This is a genomic window from Paenibacillus illinoisensis NBRC 15959 (assembly GCF_004000925.1).
Taxonomy (GTDB): domain Bacteria; phylum Bacillota; class Bacilli; order Paenibacillales; family Paenibacillaceae; genus Paenibacillus; species Paenibacillus illinoisensis.
Genome location: NZ_BIME01000015.1, coordinates 112,216 through 132,753 on the forward strand (window position 1 = coordinate 112,216; position 20,538 = coordinate 132,753).

General features: G+C 48.0%; 17 protein-coding genes, 1 tRNA gene and 1 pseudogene. 3 read left to right on the forward strand and 16 right to left on the reverse strand.

Annotated elements, in window-relative coordinates; genetic code table 11:
- Positions 1-79: 79 nt before the first annotated feature.
- Positions 80-1,105, reverse strand: a complete 1,026-nt coding sequence (locus PIL01S_RS26505; protein ID WP_095362035.1) for a sugar-binding transcriptional regulator — start codon at positions 1,103-1,105, stop codon at positions 80-82.
- A 441-nt stretch (positions 1,106-1,546) separates the two neighbouring features.
- Between PIL01S_RS26505 and PIL01S_RS26510 the strand changes: the two genes are divergently transcribed.
- Together PIL01S_RS26510 and clpP are read left to right on the forward strand one after the other, a co-directional pair.
- Positions 1,547-1,621, forward strand: a tRNA-Arg gene (locus tag PIL01S_RS26510).
- 176 nt (positions 1,622-1,797) lie between these two features.
- Positions 1,798-2,394 carry an ATP-dependent Clp endopeptidase proteolytic subunit ClpP gene (gene clpP / locus PIL01S_RS26515; RefSeq protein ID WP_095293022.1) on the forward strand — a complete coding sequence of 199 codons (597 nt, stop codon included), beginning with the start codon at positions 1,798-1,800 and terminating at the stop codon, positions 2,392-2,394.
- A 126-nt stretch (positions 2,395-2,520) separates the two neighbouring features.
- On the opposite strand, the gene PIL01S_RS26520 is transcribed toward clpP, so the two are convergent.
- From PIL01S_RS26520 to PIL01S_RS26550, 7 genes are all read right to left on the reverse strand, one after another.
- A complete protein-coding gene (locus PIL01S_RS26520; protein ID WP_127540597.1) occupies positions 2,521-3,615 on the reverse strand; it encodes a PdaC/SigV domain-containing protein in 1,095 nt (364 codons plus the stop codon).
- Positions 3,616-3,932: 317 nt separating this feature from the next.
- Positions 3,933-4,688 (reverse strand): SIMPL domain-containing protein, encoded by a 756-nt coding sequence (locus PIL01S_RS26525; protein ID WP_127540600.1) that lies wholly within the window; start codon positions 4,686-4,688, stop codon positions 3,933-3,935.
- Positions 4,689-4,838: 150 nt separating this feature from the next.
- Positions 4,839-5,108, reverse strand: a complete 270-nt coding sequence (locus PIL01S_RS26530) for an HPr family phosphocarrier protein (RefSeq protein WP_017691248.1) — start codon at positions 5,106-5,108, stop codon at positions 4,839-4,841.
- Positions 5,109-5,243: 135 nt separating this feature from the next.
- Entirely contained in the window at positions 5,244-6,182 is a 939-nt protein-coding gene (gene whiA / locus PIL01S_RS26535; protein WP_095293015.1) for a DNA-binding protein WhiA, read from the reverse strand.
- Positions 6,183-6,188: 6 nt separating this feature from the next.
- Positions 6,189-7,175: a gluconeogenesis factor YvcK family protein gene (locus tag PIL01S_RS26540; RefSeq protein WP_127540601.1), complete on the reverse strand. Its 987-nt coding sequence runs from the start codon at positions 7,173-7,175 to the stop codon at positions 6,189-6,191.
- Positions 7,176-7,188: 13 nt separating this feature from the next.
- Positions 7,189-8,088 (reverse strand): RNase adapter RapZ, encoded by a 900-nt coding sequence (gene rapZ, locus PIL01S_RS26545; RefSeq protein WP_095293011.1) that lies wholly within the window; start codon positions 8,086-8,088, stop codon positions 7,189-7,191.
- A gap of 51 nt (positions 8,089-8,139) precedes the next feature.
- Positions 8,140-9,090 carry an ROK family glucokinase gene (locus tag PIL01S_RS26550; protein WP_127540603.1) on the reverse strand — a complete coding sequence of 317 codons (951 nt, stop codon included), beginning with the start codon at positions 9,088-9,090 and terminating at the stop codon, positions 8,140-8,142.
- A gap of 307 nt (positions 9,091-9,397) precedes the next feature.
- Here PIL01S_RS26550 and PIL01S_RS26555 point away from each other — a divergent pair.
- Positions 9,398-9,588 (forward strand): annotated as a pseudogene (locus PIL01S_RS26555) (response regulator transcription factor); the annotation flags it as partial.
- A 162-nt stretch (positions 9,589-9,750) separates the two neighbouring features.
- Here PIL01S_RS26555 and PIL01S_RS26560 read toward each other — a convergent pair.
- From PIL01S_RS26560 to PIL01S_RS26595, 8 genes are all read right to left on the reverse strand, one after another.
- A complete protein-coding gene (locus tag PIL01S_RS26560) occupies positions 9,751-10,782 on the reverse strand; it encodes an AI-2E family transporter (RefSeq protein ID WP_095362072.1) in 1,032 nt (343 codons plus the stop codon).
- 160 nt (positions 10,783-10,942) lie between these two features.
- The gene (trxB, locus tag PIL01S_RS26565) at positions 10,943-11,902 is read right to left on the reverse strand and encodes a thioredoxin-disulfide reductase (RefSeq protein WP_095293000.1); all 960 of its coding nucleotides are present in this window, start codon (positions 11,900-11,902) and stop codon (positions 10,943-10,945) included.
- A gap of 207 nt (positions 11,903-12,109) precedes the next feature.
- A complete protein-coding gene (locus PIL01S_RS26570) occupies positions 12,110-13,843 on the reverse strand; it encodes a tetratricopeptide repeat protein (protein ID WP_127540605.1) in 1,734 nt (577 codons plus the stop codon).
- Positions 13,844-14,042: 199 nt separating this feature from the next.
- Positions 14,043-15,794, reverse strand: coding sequence for a hypothetical protein (locus PIL01S_RS26575; RefSeq protein ID WP_127540607.1), 1,752 nt, complete (start codon positions 15,792-15,794; stop codon positions 14,043-14,045).
- Between the two features lie 99 nt (positions 15,795-15,893).
- Complete coding sequence (locus PIL01S_RS26580) at positions 15,894-16,853, reverse strand: sugar phosphate isomerase/epimerase family protein (RefSeq protein ID WP_127540610.1); 960 nt, start codon at positions 16,851-16,853, stop codon at positions 15,894-15,896.
- Positions 16,854-16,915: 62 nt separating this feature from the next.
- Positions 16,916-17,788 carry a carbohydrate ABC transporter permease gene (locus PIL01S_RS26585; RefSeq protein WP_127540612.1) on the reverse strand — a complete coding sequence of 291 codons (873 nt, stop codon included), beginning with the start codon at positions 17,786-17,788 and terminating at the stop codon, positions 16,916-16,918.
- A 61-nt stretch (positions 17,789-17,849) separates the two neighbouring features.
- Positions 17,850-18,746, reverse strand: a complete 897-nt coding sequence (locus PIL01S_RS26590; RefSeq protein WP_095292991.1) for an ABC transporter permease — start codon at positions 18,744-18,746, stop codon at positions 17,850-17,852.
- 118 nt (positions 18,747-18,864) lie between these two features.
- Positions 18,865-20,469: an extracellular solute-binding protein gene (locus tag PIL01S_RS26595; protein WP_127540614.1), complete on the reverse strand. Its 1,605-nt coding sequence runs from the start codon at positions 20,467-20,469 to the stop codon at positions 18,865-18,867.
- Positions 20,470-20,538 lie beyond the last annotated feature (69 nt).

A 20,538-nucleotide genomic window follows, 5' to 3' on the forward strand; every position in this document is an offset into this window, starting at 1 on the left:
AATTTTTTTATGAAGCTATATATTCAAGACAGACGGTGAAGTCCGTCAAGACAACAAGAGTTGTGGTAAAAGAAAAACTTTATTCCATTTCGGCAACGATGACTTCGGCAGCTGCCTCATCAATAATCAGAATATCTTCCTGTCCGAATCGCAGTACGGAGTGAATGGCAGCTGCCTTACTTTTGCCACCCGCAATTCCGATCACCACATCGGTCCGTTCAATATCCTGAAGTCGCATGCCCAGAGTGAGCATGGTATGTACCACTTCACCCTGATCGTTAAAATAATAACCGAAGGATTCAGATACGGCTCCTTGCTCCTGAAGCTCTTCTATGATCTCCGTTGCAAGTTTGCGTCTTCGCGCCATCTCCACGGCATCACCGATTCCGTGTATTACGATGCGTGACTGTCTGATCAGCTGAAGAATCTCCTGGACGCTAGGGTCCTGAATTAACGATTCATAGGCATGATCACTAAGCAAATCCGGTACATGCAGGAGTTTGTATTGTGCTCCTACCCGTTTTGCCATTGTCGATGCAATCGTATTGGCCTGAATTTCGAGGCTTTCTCCCAATCCGCCGCGTGCCGGTACGAACCATACACCTTTTAGCGAAGTTGGCGGAGTCAGCTGCTCTGCTACTCCTGCCGTTGTTGATCCGCCTGTAACGGCAACAACGTCGTTATCATTCATTACTTGACTAAGAGCCTTCGCTCCAGCCTTACCCAGTTCCCGTTTGGCAAATGGAGAAATGTCCGAATCGCCGGGAACGACAACTACCTTTTGCAGACCGTAGGCTTGCTTGATGCGTTCTTCCAGCTCGGATAATCCGAACAGCTCTTTGGCTACTGGCTCTAACTGCTGCAGCAAATCATGCCCTGCCTCACTGATCTTCATCCCTGCACTGTCAATTTCAATAAGTCCCTGAGCCTTTAACAAATCGGTCTCAGCCCTCAGAACCCGCTCGGTCATCTGCATGGAATTGGCTAACGTCCTTCTCCCGATCACATCCGATAACATGATCTGGTGCAGAATCGTATACCTCTTCTTCAAGACATCCATGAGATCAGGCAGAAGCTGCTTTTGCACTTCTAAAATCGTTCGCATGCTTTCCACTCCCGCAAGCTTCTCGTTCCAAGCTCTCTTTCATGGCCCTAAAATGTCCCGGGTTAACTTTTTAAGTCCCACGTCTATTCTACCTAAAACTGACGTGACATGCAAGTGTTTCAAAAGCCTTATTTCACAACGTTTTGGGCCATTGTACGCGCTTATTTTCACAATCTCCGACTTCCACAGGAAAGCGCAGCCGCATTCATACCATATATAGAAGAAAACCAAATTTCTCATCTATATATCGCTTCTATTGACTCCAGGATCGTGCTTCATGCAACCTGTCCAAAACTTCTCTTAGCATTTACTTAAATGCTCTCTTTATCCATTCTTCATCATCATGATCAATTTCAGGTCATTCCAAACCATAAGCTTGATCATATCTCTTGCAATTCAGGATTCCATGAGCTATAATCATTATTGCTGTCACATCAACGTGCGCCCGTGGTCCAATGGATATGACGTAGGCCTCCGAAGCCTGAGATCCAAGTTCGATTCTTGGCGGGCGCGCCATTCTTGATTAGCAACTCATAACCCTTTTAACCAATGGAACCGTAAAGGTTTCTTTTTTTTCAAAGTTAGTTTGACTTTCTTTGACTTTTTGTTTGAAATTGTTTATGATGTGGGTAATACGGTAACAGTTTAAATAGATACACTATTCCATGTACATTTCCGAGGAGGTTTTTCACGTGAGTTATATTCCTATGGTCGTTGAACAGAGCAACCGCGGTGAGCGCGCCTATGACATCTATTCCAGATTGCTGAAGGATCGTATTATCTTTCTAGGCAGCGATGTAAATGACGTTGTTGCGAATGCCATCATGGCACAGATGTTGTTCCTCGCTGCGGAAGATCCGGAGAAAGACATTCATCTATACATCAACAGCCCAGGCGGATCCATTACAGCCGGTATGGCCATTTACGATACAATGCAATTTATCAAACCTGATGTATCTACCATCTGTGTAGGTATGGCTGCTTCCATGGGCGCATTCTTGCTCAATGCAGGTGCAAAAGGCAAACGTTTTGCACTGCCTAACAGTGAGATCATGATTCACCAGCCGCTGGGCGGCGCACAAGGTCAGGCTTCGGATATCGAAATCCGTGCCCGCCGCATTCTGAAAATGCGTGATACCTTGAACCGCATCATCGCTGAGCGCACAGGTCAACCACTGGAGCGCATCGAGAAAGATACAGACCGTGACTACTTCATGAGTGCTGCTGAAGCTGCCGATTACGGTATCATTGATAAAGTCATCGCAAACGTTGGCTCCCAAGGCGTATAAGCCGAGGTAACTGTATATTGAAGATATGAACAGGCCAATCTGATTGACCTGTTCATACTACGAAGAAGCGCCCCTTGTCATGATCATGACGAGGGGCGCTCTTTTTTTTAGAATGATATCGAATAATTACTCTGCTGCAATTCCACTGAATGGCTGTGTGCCTTTAGGAAGTAACTCTTTGTACGTAAACGGGAATTCCGGGAAACCTTCTGCATAAGCAGTGTACTCATACAGTTGGAAGAACACAACTACCCCTGTAGGTGTTACATAGAAGTCCTGGTCCTTGTTCAGACCTTTATAGCCGTCCAGGTAACCACCGTGAGCCTTAAGCTGTTCACCAACCTTTTTGCCAAGCGTATCGCGCATTGTTTTGTTGTTTTGCAGCACATCATCAAGACTTAGCTCTTTACCTGTATCCAGCGCGAAGGTGTGACCTGTCCGTGTAGTCATCCCGTGGGCTCCGGCATAATCCTCATAACGCTGAGTAACCAATCCCAGCACGCCGTTCTCGTTGTACGTCACCACATAGGTGCTCTCGAATGCATATGGACGGTTGGCTGCTGCCGTTCCGTATTCGGCCGTTTGCTTCTTGAAAGCAGCTACGAATGCATCCACTTCGTCTTTCAACACTTTGTTGATAGCCGCTTCGGCTTCATCGCTAGCAAGTCCACTCACCTGCGGATATTGAATATCCACCTCAGCATTTTTGATGTCCACTTTCACGGTTGCTGATTTCACTTTCACGCTATTTTGCTTCACTTTGCTCAGCGCCAGTGTTTTGGTTTTACCATCCCAGCTGCCTTGAACTCCCAAATAATCTCTCATCGCTGAAAAAGGAATGTACAGACGTCCCTTGATCAGCTTCGCTTCAACGTTAGGATAATAATTATTTACTCTTAGCGACGGTTCACCATCCGCCAGGCTGATTTTCATCGTGTTATTCGCTGCAGTCAGTGCGTACTCTTTTGTTTTTGCGTTATAGGTTAAAGTACCACCAGCTACATCCTTAACAGCAGTGAGGGATACCCACGTGGATCCACCTTGTAGAAGTCCCTTTTGTGTCAACGTTTTGCCTGCAGACTTCAATGTAACATCTGTGGATGCCGTAACTTTGGACGTAACCGAAGCTGCCTGCACGGAGTTATCCTGCCATACCGCCCCACTACCTACAATAATTCCTGCCGCGAGTAATGCACTTGTCCACTTTTTCCATGATGTCATATATAAAACTCCTCTCGAATTTTCCTATGGTTCATTGCGTATGTATCCTGATCGCATATTTCATACGCTCACCTCTTTATTATAATTAACCCAATTCAGGAAAGGTTTACAGCACCAGTTACAATGTTGTTCAATCCAAATCCATTTGGTAAAGGTTTTGTCACGAACAAATATACAAAAAAGACATCAAATCAACGTCATTATCCTCGTTGTAGCAAGAATGTTAATGGCCTAACTTCATTAAAGCTCTTCTTTATAACAAAAGAGACCCTGCCCGATTGGACACAGTCTCTTCATACCTTCATCTACGTCTACAGTTATTTCATTTCATACGTAATGTTAAGCGTTGTGCTTACTTTTACCTGACCTGTTTCAATTTCTGTACCCGCAGCAGACATTGCCATGTCCTTGGCCGTCGAACTTTCTGTTGCATAGAGCACAGGCACATTGGCATCACCTTGAGTTACAGACAACACAGCACCCAATTGACGTTTAACCGCCTTGGCAATCGCTCCTGCTTTCACCTCTGCATTGGCAACTGCCTTCTCGATCACTTGTGCTTCGAAGTTTTCCGGATTTTCTACCGTAAAGCGTACATTCTCGATATTGTTGGCACCTGCCTGTGAAGCAGCATCCAGCAGTTCACCAATCTTGTCCATTTCACGGTACGTAATCGTCAGCGTATGATGAGCGGTATAGCCTTTAACTTTCTGACCTTCTTTATCGCTATACGTATAGTTTGGCTGTACATAGAATTGACTGGTCTGAATGTCGTCTGCACTGATTTTCCACGTATTCTTCAGCAGGTTGGATACCTTTTGAATTTTTGCAGCATTTGCCTTTTGGGCGGAGGCTGCTGTCTCAGCTGTGCTATTCACTCCGATCGACAGATAAGCGATATCCGGCTTTACCTGAATCTCACCTTTGCCCACTACATTAATCACATTTTGCTGTACCCCTTGTACTTCAGCAGCATAGGCATAATTCCCCGGTGCCACCCACGCTGTACCACCCACGAGCAATGTTCCTGCCACCAATACCGCACCAAGCGGTTTCATCCATTGTTTACCCATTACGCATAGCCTCCTTATATTTAAGATCTCAATCTCAAAGCAGTTTGATACCTTATCAGACGGAGCTATTTTCCAGAATGTTGCACTTGATTATCCGGATAACGCAAAAAAGCCCCTTGCGGGACTTCTTCATGTCATGTTAATCATATCTTATTGGTTTTCAAGTTCTTCCTTGCTCACCAAACTCACTAAAGCGTTTACAGCCTGTTCGGCGTCCGCGCCTTCAGCACTAATTTGGATTTCTGTACCAGTACTGATTGCAAGGCTCATGATCCCCATGATACTTTTTGCATTAACTTTTTTGTCGTCCTTCTCGACGAACACTTCAGATGAGTACTTATTCGCTTCTTGAACGAACAGTGCCGCAGGTCTGGCATGGAGACCCGTTTTCAAACGGACAACTACCGGGTGCTTTGTCATGGAAACTTACCCCCTATTAGAAATCTAGACATTAAATACACAATTATATTTATAACATTATACCATTAACCCGCGCAGGACACTAGAAGAAAAAAAACCAGAACAATTCTGATTATTCAACCAGGTCCAAATCCGTTAACCGTGACGTTCATTCCGCACTTTCTCAGCCAACTCGTCGATCTTGCGAAGCCGATGGTTGACACCCGATTTGCTGACGGTACCTTTTAACAGCTCGCCAACTTCCTTCAGGTTAATGTCAGGATGTGCCAGTCTGACCTCTGCAACTTCACGCAGCTTCTCAGGCAAAGACTCCAAACCGACTTCCTTTTGCAGCAGCTTGATATTATCAATCTGTCTCACTGCAGCCCCGATCGTCTTGTTCAGGTTAGCTGTCTCACAGTTGACGATCCGGTTAACGGAATTACGCATATCCCGCATAATCCGTACATCCTCAAACTTGAACAAGGCTTGATGCGCACCAATGATGCTAAGCAGCTCAATAATTTTCTCGCCTTCCTTAATGTATAGGATGAATCCTTTTTTGCGTTCTATACACCGGGCGTTGAGATGAAATTCATTAGCCAGATCCACGAGGGCCTGACAGTGCTCTTCATACATGGATGCGATCTCCAGGTGATACGAGGATCCTTCAGGGTTGTTGACTGAGCCACCCGCCATAAACGCGCCGCGTAAATAAGCCCGTTTACAACAGTTTTTCCGTAACAGCTCCTGATTAATTCCTGGAGTGAACAAAAAGCCTTCCGATACAATGTACAGATCCTTTAATATCTCCTGTACCATGGACGGAATACGAACAATATATACATTGTTCTTTTTCAGCCGCATTTTTTTGCGGACAAGCAATTCCGTATGCACTTGAAAATGCTTTTTAAGCAGAGAGTATGCCCGTCTTGCGATCGCGGCATTCTCCGTCGAAATATCCAAGATAACTTTTTTATTCGATAACTGCACCGCACCTAGCATACGGATGAGGGCTGAAAGTTCCGCCTTTTCGCAGCACGGTTCACTCTCAATCATGGTTAATTCTTTTTTGGTCTGTGCTGCAAACGACATGGGACTTCACCTCTTCCGTAACATCCAATTTTGTACCAGTTGATAGATGTGGTGACTAAGCTTATCAGCATCATGACGCAGATAGGTTCTAAACAGAACAAGTGTATCCGCAACCACCTGATAGCCTGAACTTTTTAGTACATCCATATCCAAAACAACCGGTTTGGCTCCTTTTTCCGCATACCTATTCTGTACCTGCAGCGGAATTTCACCATTATTAACAATAACATAGTCAAAGAGCTGATGCCCCACGTGCTCATGAACCGCCTTGAGGTGGTCACTCACCGTATAGTTATCCGTCTCTCCAGGCTGTGTCATCACATTGCATATAAACATCTTCACGGCCTCTGCCTCGACGACAGCCTCTGCCAGTTTGGGAACTAACAAGTTAGGCAGAATGCTCGTATACAAGCTGCCTGGCCCAATCAGGATGGCATCTGCCTGGCGAATAGCCTCCACAGCCTCTGGCAACGGCTCCACGTGATCCGGTTCAAGGAAAACGCGTTTGATGCGTCCGCCTGCTTCAGGGATTTTGGACTCGCCTGTAACGATTGAGCCATCCTCCATCTCCGCATGCAGCACAACCGCCTGCCCAGCTGCCGGCAATACCTCACCACGAACGGCAAACACGCGGCTAAGTTCCCGCACTGCGGTTACAAAGTCGCCTGAAATATCCGTCATTGCAGCCAAAATCAAATTACCCAGGCTGTGGCCTGCAAGCCCCGCGCCTGTATTGAATCGATAATTCAGCATATCCGATAGCAATGGCTCAACATCAGCCAGCGCCGTAAGCACGTTACGAATGTCGCCCGGAGGCGGCATTTGTAGTTCGTTGCGCAGGATGCCTGAACTTCCACCGTCATCTGCAACCGTGACGATGGCCGTGATGTCCAGCGGCTTCTCTTTCAAACCGCGCAGCATCACGGATAACCCGGTTCCGCCGCCCATTACAACAATTCTCGGACGTTCTCTTCGTGGTCCGGCTTCTTTCATCCCTTCACCCTCTTCAATGACGATCACGGTCAGCGTCGCGATGGCTCACGGTAACAGCTTCAGTTTCGCTGCTTCCCAACATTTTGCCCAAATATTCGGATATGGCTACCGAACGATGCTTGCCGCCAGTACATCCAATCCCGATAATCACCTGACTTTTGCCTTCCTTCCGGTATTGTGGAATCAGGAAGTGCAGCATATCGAGCAGTTTGGTCAAAAACGACTGTGTCTCAGGCCATTTCATGACATATTCATATACATCACTATTCTGCCCCGTATTCGGACGCAAATGATCAATATAATGCGGATTTGGCAGGAAACGAACATCAAACACCAGATCCGCATCGATTGGAATGCCATATTTAAATCCAAACGACGTGATATTCACCGACAGCATATGACTTTCCAAATGAGAAAACCGAGAAATAATCCGCTCTTTTAACTGCGCCGGCTTCATCGTACTTGTGTTCAGTACCTGGGTAGCCGAATTCTTAAGCTCCTCCAGCATCTTGCGCTCCAGACGGATGCCGTCAAGCGGCATGCCCTCAGGAGCCAGTGGATGTCTGCGTCTGCTCTCCTTGTAGCGCTGTACAAGGACAGAATCAGTTGCATCCAGGAATAAAATTTCGCAATGAATGGTAAAATGATCTTTTATATAGTTCAAAGACTCGGACAAAGCCGTAAAGAATTCCCGTCCCCGCAGGTCAATTACGAGGGCTACCTTACCGATCTTGCCGTTCGATTGTTCAATCAGTTCCGCAAATTTCGGAATCAACACCGGTGGCAGATTATCCACGCAGAAAAAGCCGAGATCCTCCAGGCTCTGTACCGCAATTGTTTTGCCTGCTCCGGACATGCCCGTAATGATAATGAGCGTGGCGCCTGTGCCCGGTGAAACTTCACCTTCAAGCATAAATGTCCCCTCCTTATCATATTGCTGCCTAATCATATGGTTCCGAGGTTACTAAGAACGCAAGAGAAGTCCTGCCGCGCCAACAATTCCTGCATCGTTGCCCAGAGTTGCTTCCAGGATCTGAACACCTTCCTGCAGCGGTTCAGGTGTCAGTTTCGCAAATACAGCACGTACTTCGTCAAACAGGATATTACCGGCTTTGGATACACCGCCCCCGATGATGAACATTTCCGGGTTTATGACTGCAGCAACAGCCGCCATGGATTTACCCAGATAGAATGCAGCACGATTTACGATGCGCAGAGCCACTTCATCTCCAGCTTTCGCTGCATCGAATACTTCCTTGGCTGCAATTTTGTCCACGAGCGCCAGTGACGTATGATCGCCGCGTTCTACCGCATCCTTCGCCATACGGATAATGCCCGTTGCGGACGATACGGTTTCAACACATCCCATTTTACCACAACCACACTGAATGGCTTCCAGATCAGGCACAACACTGACATGACCCAGTTCTCCCGCCATGCCGGAAAATCCCTGATAGATTTTGCCGTTCAGTATCAAGCCTCCGCCAACACCTGTACCCAGCGTGTAGCATACGCAATTATCCACGCCCTTGCCGGCACCTGCCCAAGCTTCACCCAGTGCAGCAACGTTAGCATCGTTATCTATTTTGACTGGCTTGCCCAGACGCTCTTCCAGAACCGAACGAATGGCTACATTCCGAAATCCGATGTTAGGAGCGAGAACGATAATACCCTCGCGTACATTCGTGAACCCGGCTACCCCAGCCCCTACACCTTCAAGCTGCTCCCAGCTATATGGCGATTCTGCCACGATATGACGGACATACTTCTCGATGTTGGCGATAACCGTATCTACGCCCTTATCCACTTCTGTCGGCCCTTCATACGTATGCATAAGCTGACCTTGTTCATTGCATATACCGACCTTGATTGCTGTTCCGCCGAGATCGACCCCAACGTAGATTTTCTCAGACATGCCGCAAGCCACCTTTATCTATCTAAAATAGTTTAATCCTACGTACCAACTATAATTGAAGGATACGCCTGGGTCAAGACGATAAGACCATTGATACAGAACGCTTCGCCGCGATTGTTAACCCCATCACATCCATATCATGTATACGTATACAACCTCTCCTCTCTTCTACCAAAACGCAAGCTTTCACGATTCCCTACTAGAAAGGGAAGCCTCAACTCATGATATTTCATGATCACTCGTTCCATGCGTAAAAGATGACAGTTGTCATCTGAAAGTCATGACAACTCTTACTAATCCCGTCAATAATCCCTTAACAGAGCGGGAGAAAGAAGTCTTAAACTGGCAGCAACCGGCATGAATGCCAATCATATTGCCACCTCACTCCATCTTTCGTACGGCACCGTGCGTAATTACCTGTCGGATGCCTTTAACAAGCTTGGGGCAAAAAATCGGATAGAAGCGGTCAGTGTAGCTGAGGAGAAAGGCTGGTTGTAAATGGGATTTACGTCATCCAGTGACGCGATCCACGGGCGAACGATATATATAAAGATGTGGCCTCTGGCCCGTGCGCAAAACAAAAACGCCTCCCCTTACGGGAGGCGTTTTAACCTTTTTCAACCGTATAATCTTCACTAGTACAAGTCATCGACCCGATCGTTATAGCTTGGTTTCCACACGTACCGGTTCTTCGGTCTTCTCCATTTTGTTGACATCCAGGATATCAAGCAGGAAGACAAAGATCGGAATACCGATAATGAGGCCCCAGATTCCCAGGAAGTGCTGTGACAGAATCAGTACGATAAACGTATAAAACATCGGCAGCTTTGTTTTATGCGCCATCAGTTTTGGATTAAGGAAATACGTTTCCAGCGCATGAATGATGACAATCATGACGATAACGATAATGCTCAGCTGTATTCCGCCCATTTGATAGCCGATCAGACACAGAGGCACCAATGATATAATAACGCCCGCTACCGGTACAAGGCTAAGCAGGAATACGAGAATCGTCAGAGCAAATAGATACGGGAATCCGAGTATCCATAGACCCAGAATGGTCAGAGCCGTATTGAATACGGCGATCATCAGCTGAGCCTCAATCACTTTACCAAAAGACGATACAAATTTGTCCCCAAGATAAGCCACTTCATTGTAGAACCAACCGATCTTGCTCGTTTTGAACTTGGATGTGAACTTGACGATCTCCTGCTTCTGCAGCAGGAAGAACAGACTGAGTATGATGACCAGCAGAATAAACTCAAGCCATTTACTTAGAGCAAATATATACTTCAATGCATCGTTCGCATAGTTCTTGATGTCGTATGATTGAAGGAAGCTGGCCACTTTGGCTGCCAGATTATCCCCTTCGGCGGTATCGAAGAATGTCATAATCTCATTGGTTAACTGAATGACCTGATTGACAATTCTCGGTGAATATCTGGATATACCCAGCACAATGGCTGCAATGACGATCAGATAGAGCAGTATGACGACGACTTTATAATTAATCGGAAATAGCCGATTTAGTTTCCCCGTAATAAACTGCTGCAACCGATTCATGACATACGTCACTAGAAATAGCAGCAAGATCATGTGCAGCATACTCCCCATGCTGAACAGGACCAAACAAAACAGCAGCAGAATCAAAAAGCGTCTGACTGTTGCATTTTTTAACCACTCTTTAATCATTTCCCCCAAAATCTTCACCTCGCAGCTAATATGCCCATTATGTATACGATCTCATGTCCATTTGGTTTCAAAAAAAGAGAAGCCTCCCGGCTTCTCTCACGTGATGAGACTTCCCGTTGTCTCTTATTATAGTTTATGCAGCGCACTACCTTGGTCATGCTTACTTATCCAGCGTCTCGCTCCAATCGTGGATAATACTGCCTTCAAGGTACTTCTCACAATCCATGGCCGCCATACAGCCTGAGCCTGCAGCCGTGATGGCTTGACGGTATTTCGTATCCTGAACGTCACCGCAGGCGAATACACCCGGAATGTTCGTTTCGGTGGTTCCTGGCTTCACCACAACATAACCGTGATCATCCAGAGCAATCTGGTTACCCAGGAAGCCCGTGTTAGGCGTGTGGCCAATCGCTACAAATACGCCATCTGCTTCGAGCAGCTCCTCTTGACCTGTCTCGTTATTGCGCACCTTCAATCCCTTGACACCAAGTGCCTCAGGCACAACTTCGAGCGGTGTCCGGTTCAGAGCCCATTTCACCTTCTCATTGCTGCGCGCCCGGTCCTGCATGATCTTCGATGCCCGCAATTCGTCCCGGCGGTGAACGAGTGTCACGTCTGTTGCGAAACGGGTCAGGAAGCTGGCTTCCTCCATCGCGGAATCGCCGCCACCCACAACAATGATTTTCTTGCCACGGAAGAAGAATCCGTCACATGTCGCGCACGTACTTACGCCGCGTCCCACATTCTCCTGCTCTCCCGGAATGCCGAGATAGCGGGCAGAAGCACCGGTAGAGATAATAATCGACTCCGCCTCAAGCTCACCAATGCCTCCGACTTTCACCTTGAATGGCGGCTTGCTGAAGTCGACTTCCTCTACCCAGCCATTCTTGAATTCCGCTCCAAAGCGCTCTGCTTGCTTCCGCATGTTATCCATTAATTCCGGTCCCATAATGCCCTGAGGGAATCCTGGAAAGTTTTCAACCTCGGTCGTGGTTGTAAGCTGGCCTCCAGGTTGCAGACCTTCTATGACCAAAGGATTCAGGTTGGCACGAGCCAGATATATCGCTGCCGTCAAACCTGCAGGTCCGGTTCCGATCACAATCGTTCTGTATTTAGACATATAGATACAGCCTCCTTGATAAGGTTGAGAGTGTGTTGACTGGAAAACTTCTAGAGTGATATGACGAAGCCTATTCGTTAAGTTTACCCGTTTTGCAGGCAATTGTATCCTTCATGAAATTCCGATCTTTCTCAAACTGTCTCCAAGCGCATCATGTTGCTCATCTATAAGGCCAACAAGAAAATGGTACATGTAACCCGCAGTATACTACACGGTTGGCGGGATGCTTCCGCACACCCGAACAATCTGCCGTGCGTATTTGCTAACGGTGGAAGCCGATATGCCGTACCGTTCCGCTATACTCTGATAGGTAACAGGACGACTGTGGATTTTGGCCGCGAGATATTCAAGCCCCGCAGCCCAGCCTTCAATTTGCTTGAGCCCCGGACCATCCGGATGCACTCTGGATACATAATCGGTCCAGATCCGTTCCATCTCCTGCTGCAGCTCCGCTTTCGCTTCTGTCATCTGCAGAGCACGCTCCACAACGGCTTGCCAGTGCGAAGTCGTTTCCGACTTGGCGTGCACTGTGCTTGATTGCATCTTAGGGAGAAGACGGTCTGTTATCCCGGATACCGGTTGTTGATCATGGTTCTTGCCCTGATTCTGCTCTTTCATTTGGAGTCCGCTCAGCACAGATTCAGCCGCAGCAACCAGATCCTGATCTTCATCAGCCTCTTGTACGAAGGATTGCAAGGCTTGCTGCACCTCATAATCACCGATCATGGCCAAGGCATGAATGACCTGAAGCTTGGTTGCACGATCTCCATGGCGCAGCGCCCAGAAGAACGATGAACGGATGAGCGGATCATTTTTCATCTCTTCGGGGATGCCGTTACCATAGTTCTCCCATTGTCTGAATTGCTCGTCAAACGGAAGATGGTAGTGATAGCTGAGCTTCTCCGGCTCACGCTCCCCTTCCCGAACTGCATCAAGACCAGACAGATAGAACTTGGAAACCTCTGAGCCCGGATCAAGCTTGGACACATGGCGCCATAGCCGCTCTGCAACATCGTAACGCTCCGTATTATATGCTGCCACAGCCGCGTAATGAGCAAGCGCCGGATCGGCTGCCGTCTCTTCATCCTTCAAGAGCCGACGGAAATGGGTATAGGCCGAGTCATGCTGCCCAAGAATCCCCATCGTGGTAGCCAATTTATACACCTGCTCCTTCTGGTAAGGCACGATGACACGTAGTTTTTTGATCAATAATAGCACTTGGTCTGCCCGATTCTCGTTCTGGTGGAAGATCGCGAGATTACACAAGGCATGCAGGTTTCCCGGCTCCTGCTCCAGCACTTCGGCAATCGTCTCTCTCGCCTTGGGGAACAGTCCCATATAGTAATAAGCCAGCGCGAGATTGTTCCGAGCTGCCAAATAGTCAGGGTAGTCGGGTGACATGCCCTCCAGAAGTTCGGCTGCCTGAGCAAATTTCCCCTCTTCCAGCAGCTCTCTTGCCTGATCGTGCTCAACCACACCTTTACGGGATTTGATCCGGTTCAGCTTGGCCGGGCGATCCAGCTCATAATACAGAAGCTCCATCATCTCTTCGGCTTCCGTCATGAACTGCCCCTGCGGGTCCTCCTCCAAATACGTAACAAGTGCCTGCTCCGCTTCCTCAAACCGGTCCATATTCGCATAATTGTTGGCCATATAGAAGTAGCATTCCGTCATGGACGGATCTACCACCTCCAGCACATGCGCCAGAACGGCATTGGAAGCTTCGTAATCTCCCTTCTCAGATAATATACCCGCCATATTGCAATGGTTCACCGGATTTTCCGGTTCATATTCAACAGCTTTACGAAAATATTTTAATGCCTTGTCAACATGATTACGGTCCAGCGAGCGGACAGCTCTCTCGAAAAAGAAAGAAGCATCCAAGTGAATCGGTATAATATTGGCAAGGGGTCCTTCTGCCCGCACTAGCTTGCCCTTCATCTTCCAAGGCACCTCCTCTTTGCTTTCATTCATACTCTCCAGTATACCACATCTGGCGGCGGTCTTCTCAACATGTAGTTTCAAGAGCTTTATGCAAAAATTGCACATAAAAAAGATGGCATTCCATCCTCCTTGAAGGGTGAAATGCCATCCGGATATCATAGGAATTTATCTTTTGAAAATGGAGATCCCTGTCCATTTACAACTTCGCTGCCATCGTCGGTGACAGTGTAATGTCTATCGTCTTTCTGAACGGTGTCATGAAGTTGACCAGCACAACCTTGCACCTGTCTGGTAACCTCGCCTCGCGTACGGTAGCTGCCAGATGGCCCATCTCGCCTCCGGCCAGCTCGACCCAGTCCTCTCCACAGGAATAGCGAAGCGTTCCGCCCTTCCACAGATAGTGACCTCCATCCGTCTCCAGCAGTTCGCCGGAAGACAGCTCTCCCTCATCTCCGAATACGAAGGACAACTGCATCATGATCTCCTCTGGCTCGGTGCCTGACAGTTCCAGCTTCCACCCCTTCTCTGTCTGTACAACCTCCGCCTGCGTACGGAATGTCTGTTCATGGGTAAGTTCTCGGTTCTGATGAGGTAACACATACCATGGGCTAGTGGAAGTTTTCACAGTCTCGGGCAGCTGATCTGCAGGAATTGGAGCATAATAGCCTTTCTTCTGCTCACCCCTCAGACGATATCCTGCGGGCAATCGGTCCATCTTCTGCATTGGCACATAGCCGGGATTGAAGTAGGAGGCCAGCTGCACGGCCAGCAGACGCACCGAGCCATGACGAAGAGCGAAAAAGGACGGCACTTCCGTCATTATGGTTATGCTTGTCGCATGATCCCTTATACGGGCAACAGGCGCGCCAAAGTCCGTATGCATCCGGCTATGAGAAATATGCCCATAATGTCCTGCTGACGCCATTTGTTGTAAATAACCCTCACGCGCAAAGTGTTCATTCAACATGATCTCATACTGCTTAGGCAGTTCGTCTTCCACCTCATATATCTCCTGCAGCTCCGGCTCCAGCAATAACCGAATGAGCGAATTGACCGAACATACGCCAGGGTCTGTTAGTGAATCGCCTGCCCATTTCGCCATGTTGGCCAAGAGCGGATCATGGTCCATCCGGGCAAGAATGGCATATGGCAGGTAATAAGGGGACAAGTCATGCATACTGCCCAGATCCTGACGACCCGAGTAATCCGTAACAATCTCACCTGTCGGATGTACCAGGTACACCATCATGCGCAGATTAAGTCTGACGGGCTCAAGCAGTTCAGGACGATTCAACAAGCGAGCCGCATGGATCAGCATAATATCGCTAACTGCGTTATAGATTCCGTTGCTGCGTTCTGTCCACTCCCCATCTGGAGTTATATCCATTCCTTCCGCTAGCCACTGCTCTGCACGCTTCACTGTCTCTTCCAGGTCAAACAGCTGATGCAGGAAACCAAGAGCCGCGCATAACACCCAGCGATGGTTCGGCGTATGGCAACCTCCTGTAAGCATGACGGGTACGGTTCGTTCCAAAAACAACCGCATGTTGTCCAGCACAGGCTGGAGCTTCTCCCAATTCTGCTGTTGAAGCAGCTGGTACAACTGAGCATACCCCACAATGACAAATGCTGTGTCTGGCGGTGAATGATAGTTGGTCCATCCCGGAGATATGGAGCCGTCTTCATGCTGGTTACGGAGCACAAACTCCGTTGCCAGTAGAAGGCGATGTAACAGCTCTTCATTCCGATAATAGATTGAATCGGGGTTAGCAAGCGCTGCCCCCCAGTAACACATATCCGTAGGGGTTCCGGTCGTATGATTAACCCAGGCGATACCTGTGTAGGGATCGATTGTTCCACCGTAGTATCGGCTATTTGGATCAAGCACCTGCCGGGACAAGCCTCTCTCCACTGCCTTGTCATTGCTATCCACCAGTTGCTTGTACATGTGCCATTCCCTCCAAACTGAGTATTTGCTCGTGGCTGGGCTGGATTGCCAAAGAAACAGCCGCAGCGCAAACATCAAGCGCGCGGTCTGTTTCCAACATCATTGTCCCTCCCTTGCCGTATCCATCTTCTTCATAAGCAGTTCGTGACTCTCGTGAATTTCATCCGGTGTACAAGCTGATTTCAGTTCATAGACCTTGACCCTTGCCCGGCGGATCATGGGGAGGTATGCATCATAGAAATGCATATCCTGACTGTGCACATACGGGCACCAGTGATCCGAAAGGCCGAGTGTCTCATGAATATGAACGCCTACGATATCATCCATCAGCCCTTGCATCTCACCCACGCTGTCGTAGAGCCCCAGGCGATCCATCATGATGGCATGCCCGGTATCATACCAGATGCCAACTGGAGCCCATTGCAGAGCCTCAATAATGGTCTTGGCTTCAGCCAGTGTAGGAATCTGCTGGGGTCTTGAGCGGGTTTCGATGCCGAATTGGACATGGAGACCTTGGGCTGCTGCCTGATTGCAGACTTCATCCAGGCTGCGAATAATCTGTTGGACGTAACCGGTGCTCAGTGCCTGCCGACGTTCAACAAATTCCTCCCATTTGCTGCGATACTTAGGTGAATCCTTCCCCTCGTTGTGATACAGCTGAGCAAGCTCCTTGCTGACACTCTCCGGGATAGGTACCTCACCTGGGTGTACAACAACAGCCTCAGCCCCGTAACGATGGGCATATTCTGCGGAACCGACAAGCAGCTGAATGGCCTTTTGACGTTTCGTTTCGTCCTGGAATCCGAGCAGTACCGAATCTGTACCGTAATCCGGATCCGGCACATGAGGAAATGTATTATGCACACTGGAAACGCCAATCTCTCCGCGCTCAATCATAGGCTCAATGGACGTCAGCATTTCCTTCGTCACATTGTAGTTAAGTTCAACACGGCGGAAGCCAAGCTCGCGAATTTCCTGGATCATGGCCTCGCCCACCTGGTGACGCTTAATGTTCCAGCATGTAGAGAACGAATACTCACCCTTGTCATTTTGCTGCATACAAGCTCACTCTTCCTTTCTTTGTTACAACCTTTCCCACGATTAATGGGTACGGCTTCAAATCAACCTTTTACGGCCCCAAGCATGGCACCACTAACGAAATATTTCTGCAGCCAAGGATAGACAAGCAGGATGGGAACGGTAGCGAATATAACGGTAGCAGCCTTCAGACTTTCCGGCGTGAGCGGTGCGCGGTTTGCACCCTCCATCTGTGTCAGTTCACTCACCATATTGTTCTGTACCATTTGGAACAGCTTGAGCTGCAGCGGATACAGCTGTGGATCGTTAATGTACATCAGGGAATCCTGGAATCCGTTCCAGCGTCCCACCGCATAGAAGAGAGACAGGGTTGCCATTACTGGCAGCGAGAGTGGAAGAATGATTTTCAACAACGTATGAAGATGTGAGCTTCCATCGATCTCAGCCGACTCCTCCAGACTTTCCGGGATGCCATTGAAGAAGGAGATCAAGATAATCAGGTTAAAAGGACTGACCAATCCCGGCAATATCAATGCCCAGACCGAATTCAGCAAATGCAGATCACGAATCAGCAAGTATTCCGGAATGATCCCGCCACTGAAGAACATCGTAATGATGATGACGTACATGAAGAGCTTGCGGCCCTTCAGTTTCTTCTTGGTCAACGGGTACGCTGCAGCAATAGTAAACACCATGCATAATACCGTAGTCGCAATCGTCAAAAGCGCAGTGTAACCAAGTGAATAGAGCATGGAATGGTCAGAGAACACCTTGACGTATGCATCCCAATTAAACTCCTTCGGAAACAGCCTCACTTCTCCCGATGTTATCGCTCGGTTGGAGCTAAACGATATGGCAATCGTGTGCAGAAAAGGAGCCAGACAGAACACGACAAACAGGGTTACAAAGGAGATATTAACGATATCAAAAATCCGATTTGAGGTGCGGTCACTCATATGCGTACAACTCCTCTACTGATGGTCTAGAGAATAACAGGCTCGCGTACGTTCTTTTCCTCTACAAAATCCCTTCACCAGTTACCTTTTTCGAAATGTAGTTGGAGCCCAGCACGAAAATAAGACCCACGACGGCCTGGAACAGTCCGACTACCGTTGCCAGTGTATACTGCCCGGATTCCAAACCCATCCGGTATACGAAGGTGCTTAGAACATCTGAGTATTCACGCACCGCTGTGTTCCCGATAATGTAAGGACGATCGAATCCAATCGTGACCATGTGCCCCAGATTCAGAATAAGCAGGGTTACGATGGTCGGCTTGATGCTCGGCAATGTAATATGCCAGATCTTTTTGAGACGTGTTGCGCCATCAATCTCAGCCGCTTCAAACAACTCCTTGTTCACACCCGTCAGTGCAGCCAGATACAGGATGGTTCCCCACCCGGCACTTTGCCAGACACCGGTAAATAGGTAGGTTACAAGCCACGGATTTTTTTCCGTCAGAAATGGGATGGGGTTCAGCCCCATACTCTCGAGCACACCGTTTACCATACCTGATTGGTTGCCAAACAGCTGGTATACGATCCCCCCGATAATCACCCATGAGATGAAGTGAGGGATATACAGGATGGTCTGCGACAGTTTTTTGAACCATTTAAACCGAATTTCATAGAGCATGATTGCCAGGATAATTGGAGCAGGAAAAGATACAATCAGATCCAGAAAGTTGAGCATAAAGGTATTTCGCAGCGTGGTGTAGAAGTCCCGCATCCCAAATACCTCGCGGAAGGCATCAAAACCAATCCATTCGCTGCCGCCAATACCCTGAAACAGGTTAAAATCCTTAAATGCAATCTGTACGCCGTACATCGGTCCGTAACGGAAAATCACGAAGTAAATAAGGGGCAGGGAAATCAACGCGTACAATTGCCAATACCTCTTCAAGTAGGGGGTCATGTCTGTCTCCTCCAATCCGTGAAGATAAACTGTGCCGCCTCAGGTGACGGCACAGGTCACTTCAAAGTTTATCCGCTCTCTCCAGTAAGCTCTGTACCACTTGCGAGGATCATTTTTCTTATTTGGCAGCAAGCTCCTGAACAGCCTGTTCAAGTTCTTTCTTCAGTGCTTCGCCGCCGAGTGACATGTAATCATTCATTTCCCGTTCGTATACCGCTTCGAATTCTTCCGGTTTCGCCATTGCTGTTTTCACGATAATGACATTGAGCTTATCTTTGAGTGCTGTACCATATTTCATTTCTGCTTCAATTGGTTTATCGAAGATAATTGGTCCTACAGTGTCCGTATTGGCAATATCAATGGACTGCTTCAACATCTCCTGATTGTTCTGCGGGAATCCCAATACCCAAGCCTTTTCATTCATGGCCTGGTCACCCACATTTTTGCCGTTCGAAATGATGGCCATATCCCCTCCATTGAAAAGACGATCCTTGGCTTCCTGCGTGGCATCCTCTTTGACAACAGGAAGTCCATCAACCAGTTCATAGTTCTCACCTTCAACCCCATTGAGGATATCCAACAGGTTATTGTCTGAAGCCATCCAGTCCAAATATTTTATGGCTTCCACAGCGCGTTTGCTGCTTTTAGGAATCATGATGTACATGCCGTTGGAGCCGTAACGAGACTTAATATGTTTGTTGTCTACATTCGCATTGGTATAAGCATCAACTGGAACCAGGTTGCTTCCCTCTACATTTTTGCGCAGATTGTCCAGCGTTCCATCCGCATAGAAGATGGCATCCACATCTTCTGACCAGTAGCCGATGTTACCGTTCTGCACGTCCTTGGCCAGTTGGGTTTTATCTTCATCCAGACTGAAGTCTTTGCTGATTAAGCCCTCGTTGTACAGCTTGTTCATGAACTTCATGGCATCCTTGAAACCCTCATGCAGTGGCAGCTCAAAACGCTGAGCGTAAGTCAGATCACCACTAACCGGCTTGATAAAGGAGTAGATTAATGTTTCAAATTGAGCTGGAGCCAGCGCCATTCCCATTGGAATGTTTTTGCTGCCAAGCTGGCCAGGGTCCTTCTCTTTAAACGCCTTCAAAGTGGTATACAGCTCATCGGTGGTTGTAGGCAATGGCAATCCCAGTTTGTCCAGCCAGTCCTTACGAATGTACGAGCTGTATCGTCCTGTAATCGCACGTTTACCCGGTATAGCGAACTGCTGGCCTTCCAGCTGTCCAAACTTTAATGTATCCTCGCCCAGGAACTTCTTCAGGTTCGGTCCATACTGATCCAGCAGTTCACCGACATCGGTCAGCCCGCCCTGCTGGGCATAGCGGTAGAACACACTTGAGTCATATACAAAAACAATATCGGGAACATCGGTATTGCTGGCCATGAGAACATTCAGCTTCGTCACTTCTTCCGAGCGTTGAATCGGTACGAACTGCACATCAATATTATTCGGGTCACCGAATTTTTCCTGCACCAGCTTTGATAAGTAGTTATTCGTAATGGTGTAAGGTGAAGGACTGTTACCACGATCAAACACTTCCACTTTCAAGGTGACACGCTCGCCATTACCTGACGCATTGCCATCTGCTCCGCCTTGTTCTGATGCGGATGAACAGCCGGCCAGCAAGGAAACTCCCATTACCATCGTAAGCGCAAGTCCTACCCATTTCTTTAGACTCCCTTTGGTTGCTTTTCCTGTCATTTGTGTCATCTCCTTTGCCCTTGTGTGAATGGTTAAATCCTGCCCAGAGTATTCCACATCATTCCTGAC

Coding starts and splice junctions, on each gene's coding strand:
- PIL01S_RS26505 (WP_095362035.1), bottom strand. CDS start 1,105: ATGCGAACGATTTTAGAAGTGCAAAAGCAGCTTCTGCCTGATCTCATG.
- PIL01S_RS26520 (WP_127540597.1), bottom strand. CDS start 3,615: ATGACATCATGGAAAAAGTGGACAAGTGCATTACTCGCGGCAGGAATT.
- PIL01S_RS26525 (WP_127540600.1), bottom strand. CDS start 4,688: ATGGGTAAACAATGGATGAAACCGCTTGGTGCGGTATTGGTGGCAGGA.
- PIL01S_RS26530 (WP_017691248.1), bottom strand. CDS start 5,108: ATGACAAAGCACCCGGTAGTTGTCCGTTTGAAAACGGGTCTCCATGCC.
- whiA (WP_095293015.1), bottom strand. CDS start 6,182: ATGTCGTTTGCAGCACAGACCAAAAAAGAATTAACCATGATTGAGAGT.
- PIL01S_RS26540 (WP_127540601.1), bottom strand. CDS start 7,175: ATGAAAGAAGCCGGACCACGAAGAGAACGTCCGAGAATTGTTGTAATG.
- rapZ (WP_095293011.1), bottom strand. CDS start 8,088: ATGCTTGAAGGTGAAGTTTCACCGGGCACAGGCGCCACGCTCATTATC.
- PIL01S_RS26550 (WP_127540603.1), bottom strand. CDS start 9,090: ATGTCTGAGAAAATCTACGTTGGGGTCGATCTCGGCGGAACAGCAATC.
- PIL01S_RS26560 (WP_095362072.1), bottom strand. CDS start 10,782: ATGATTAAAGAGTGGTTAAAAAATGCAACAGTCAGACGCTTTTTGATT.
- trxB (WP_095293000.1), bottom strand. CDS start 11,902: ATGTCTAAATACAGAACGATTGTGATCGGAACCGGACCTGCAGGTTTG.
- PIL01S_RS26570 (WP_127540605.1), bottom strand. CDS start 13,843: ATGAAGGGCAAGCTAGTGCGGGCAGAAGGACCCCTTGCCAATATTATA.
- PIL01S_RS26575 (WP_127540607.1), bottom strand. CDS start 15,794: ATGTACAAGCAACTGGTGGATAGCAATGACAAGGCAGTGGAGAGAGGC.
- PIL01S_RS26580 (WP_127540610.1), bottom strand. CDS start 16,853: ATGCAGCAAAATGACAAGGGTGAGTATTCGTTCTCTACATGCTGGAAC.
- PIL01S_RS26585 (WP_127540612.1), bottom strand. CDS start 17,788: ATGAGTGACCGCACCTCAAATCGGATTTTTGATATCGTTAATATCTCC.
- PIL01S_RS26590 (WP_095292991.1), bottom strand. CDS start 18,746: ATGACCCCCTACTTGAAGAGGTATTGGCAATTGTACGCGTTGATTTCC.
- PIL01S_RS26595 (WP_127540614.1), bottom strand. CDS start 20,469: ATGACAGGAAAAGCAACCAAAGGGAGTCTAAAGAAATGGGTAGGACTT.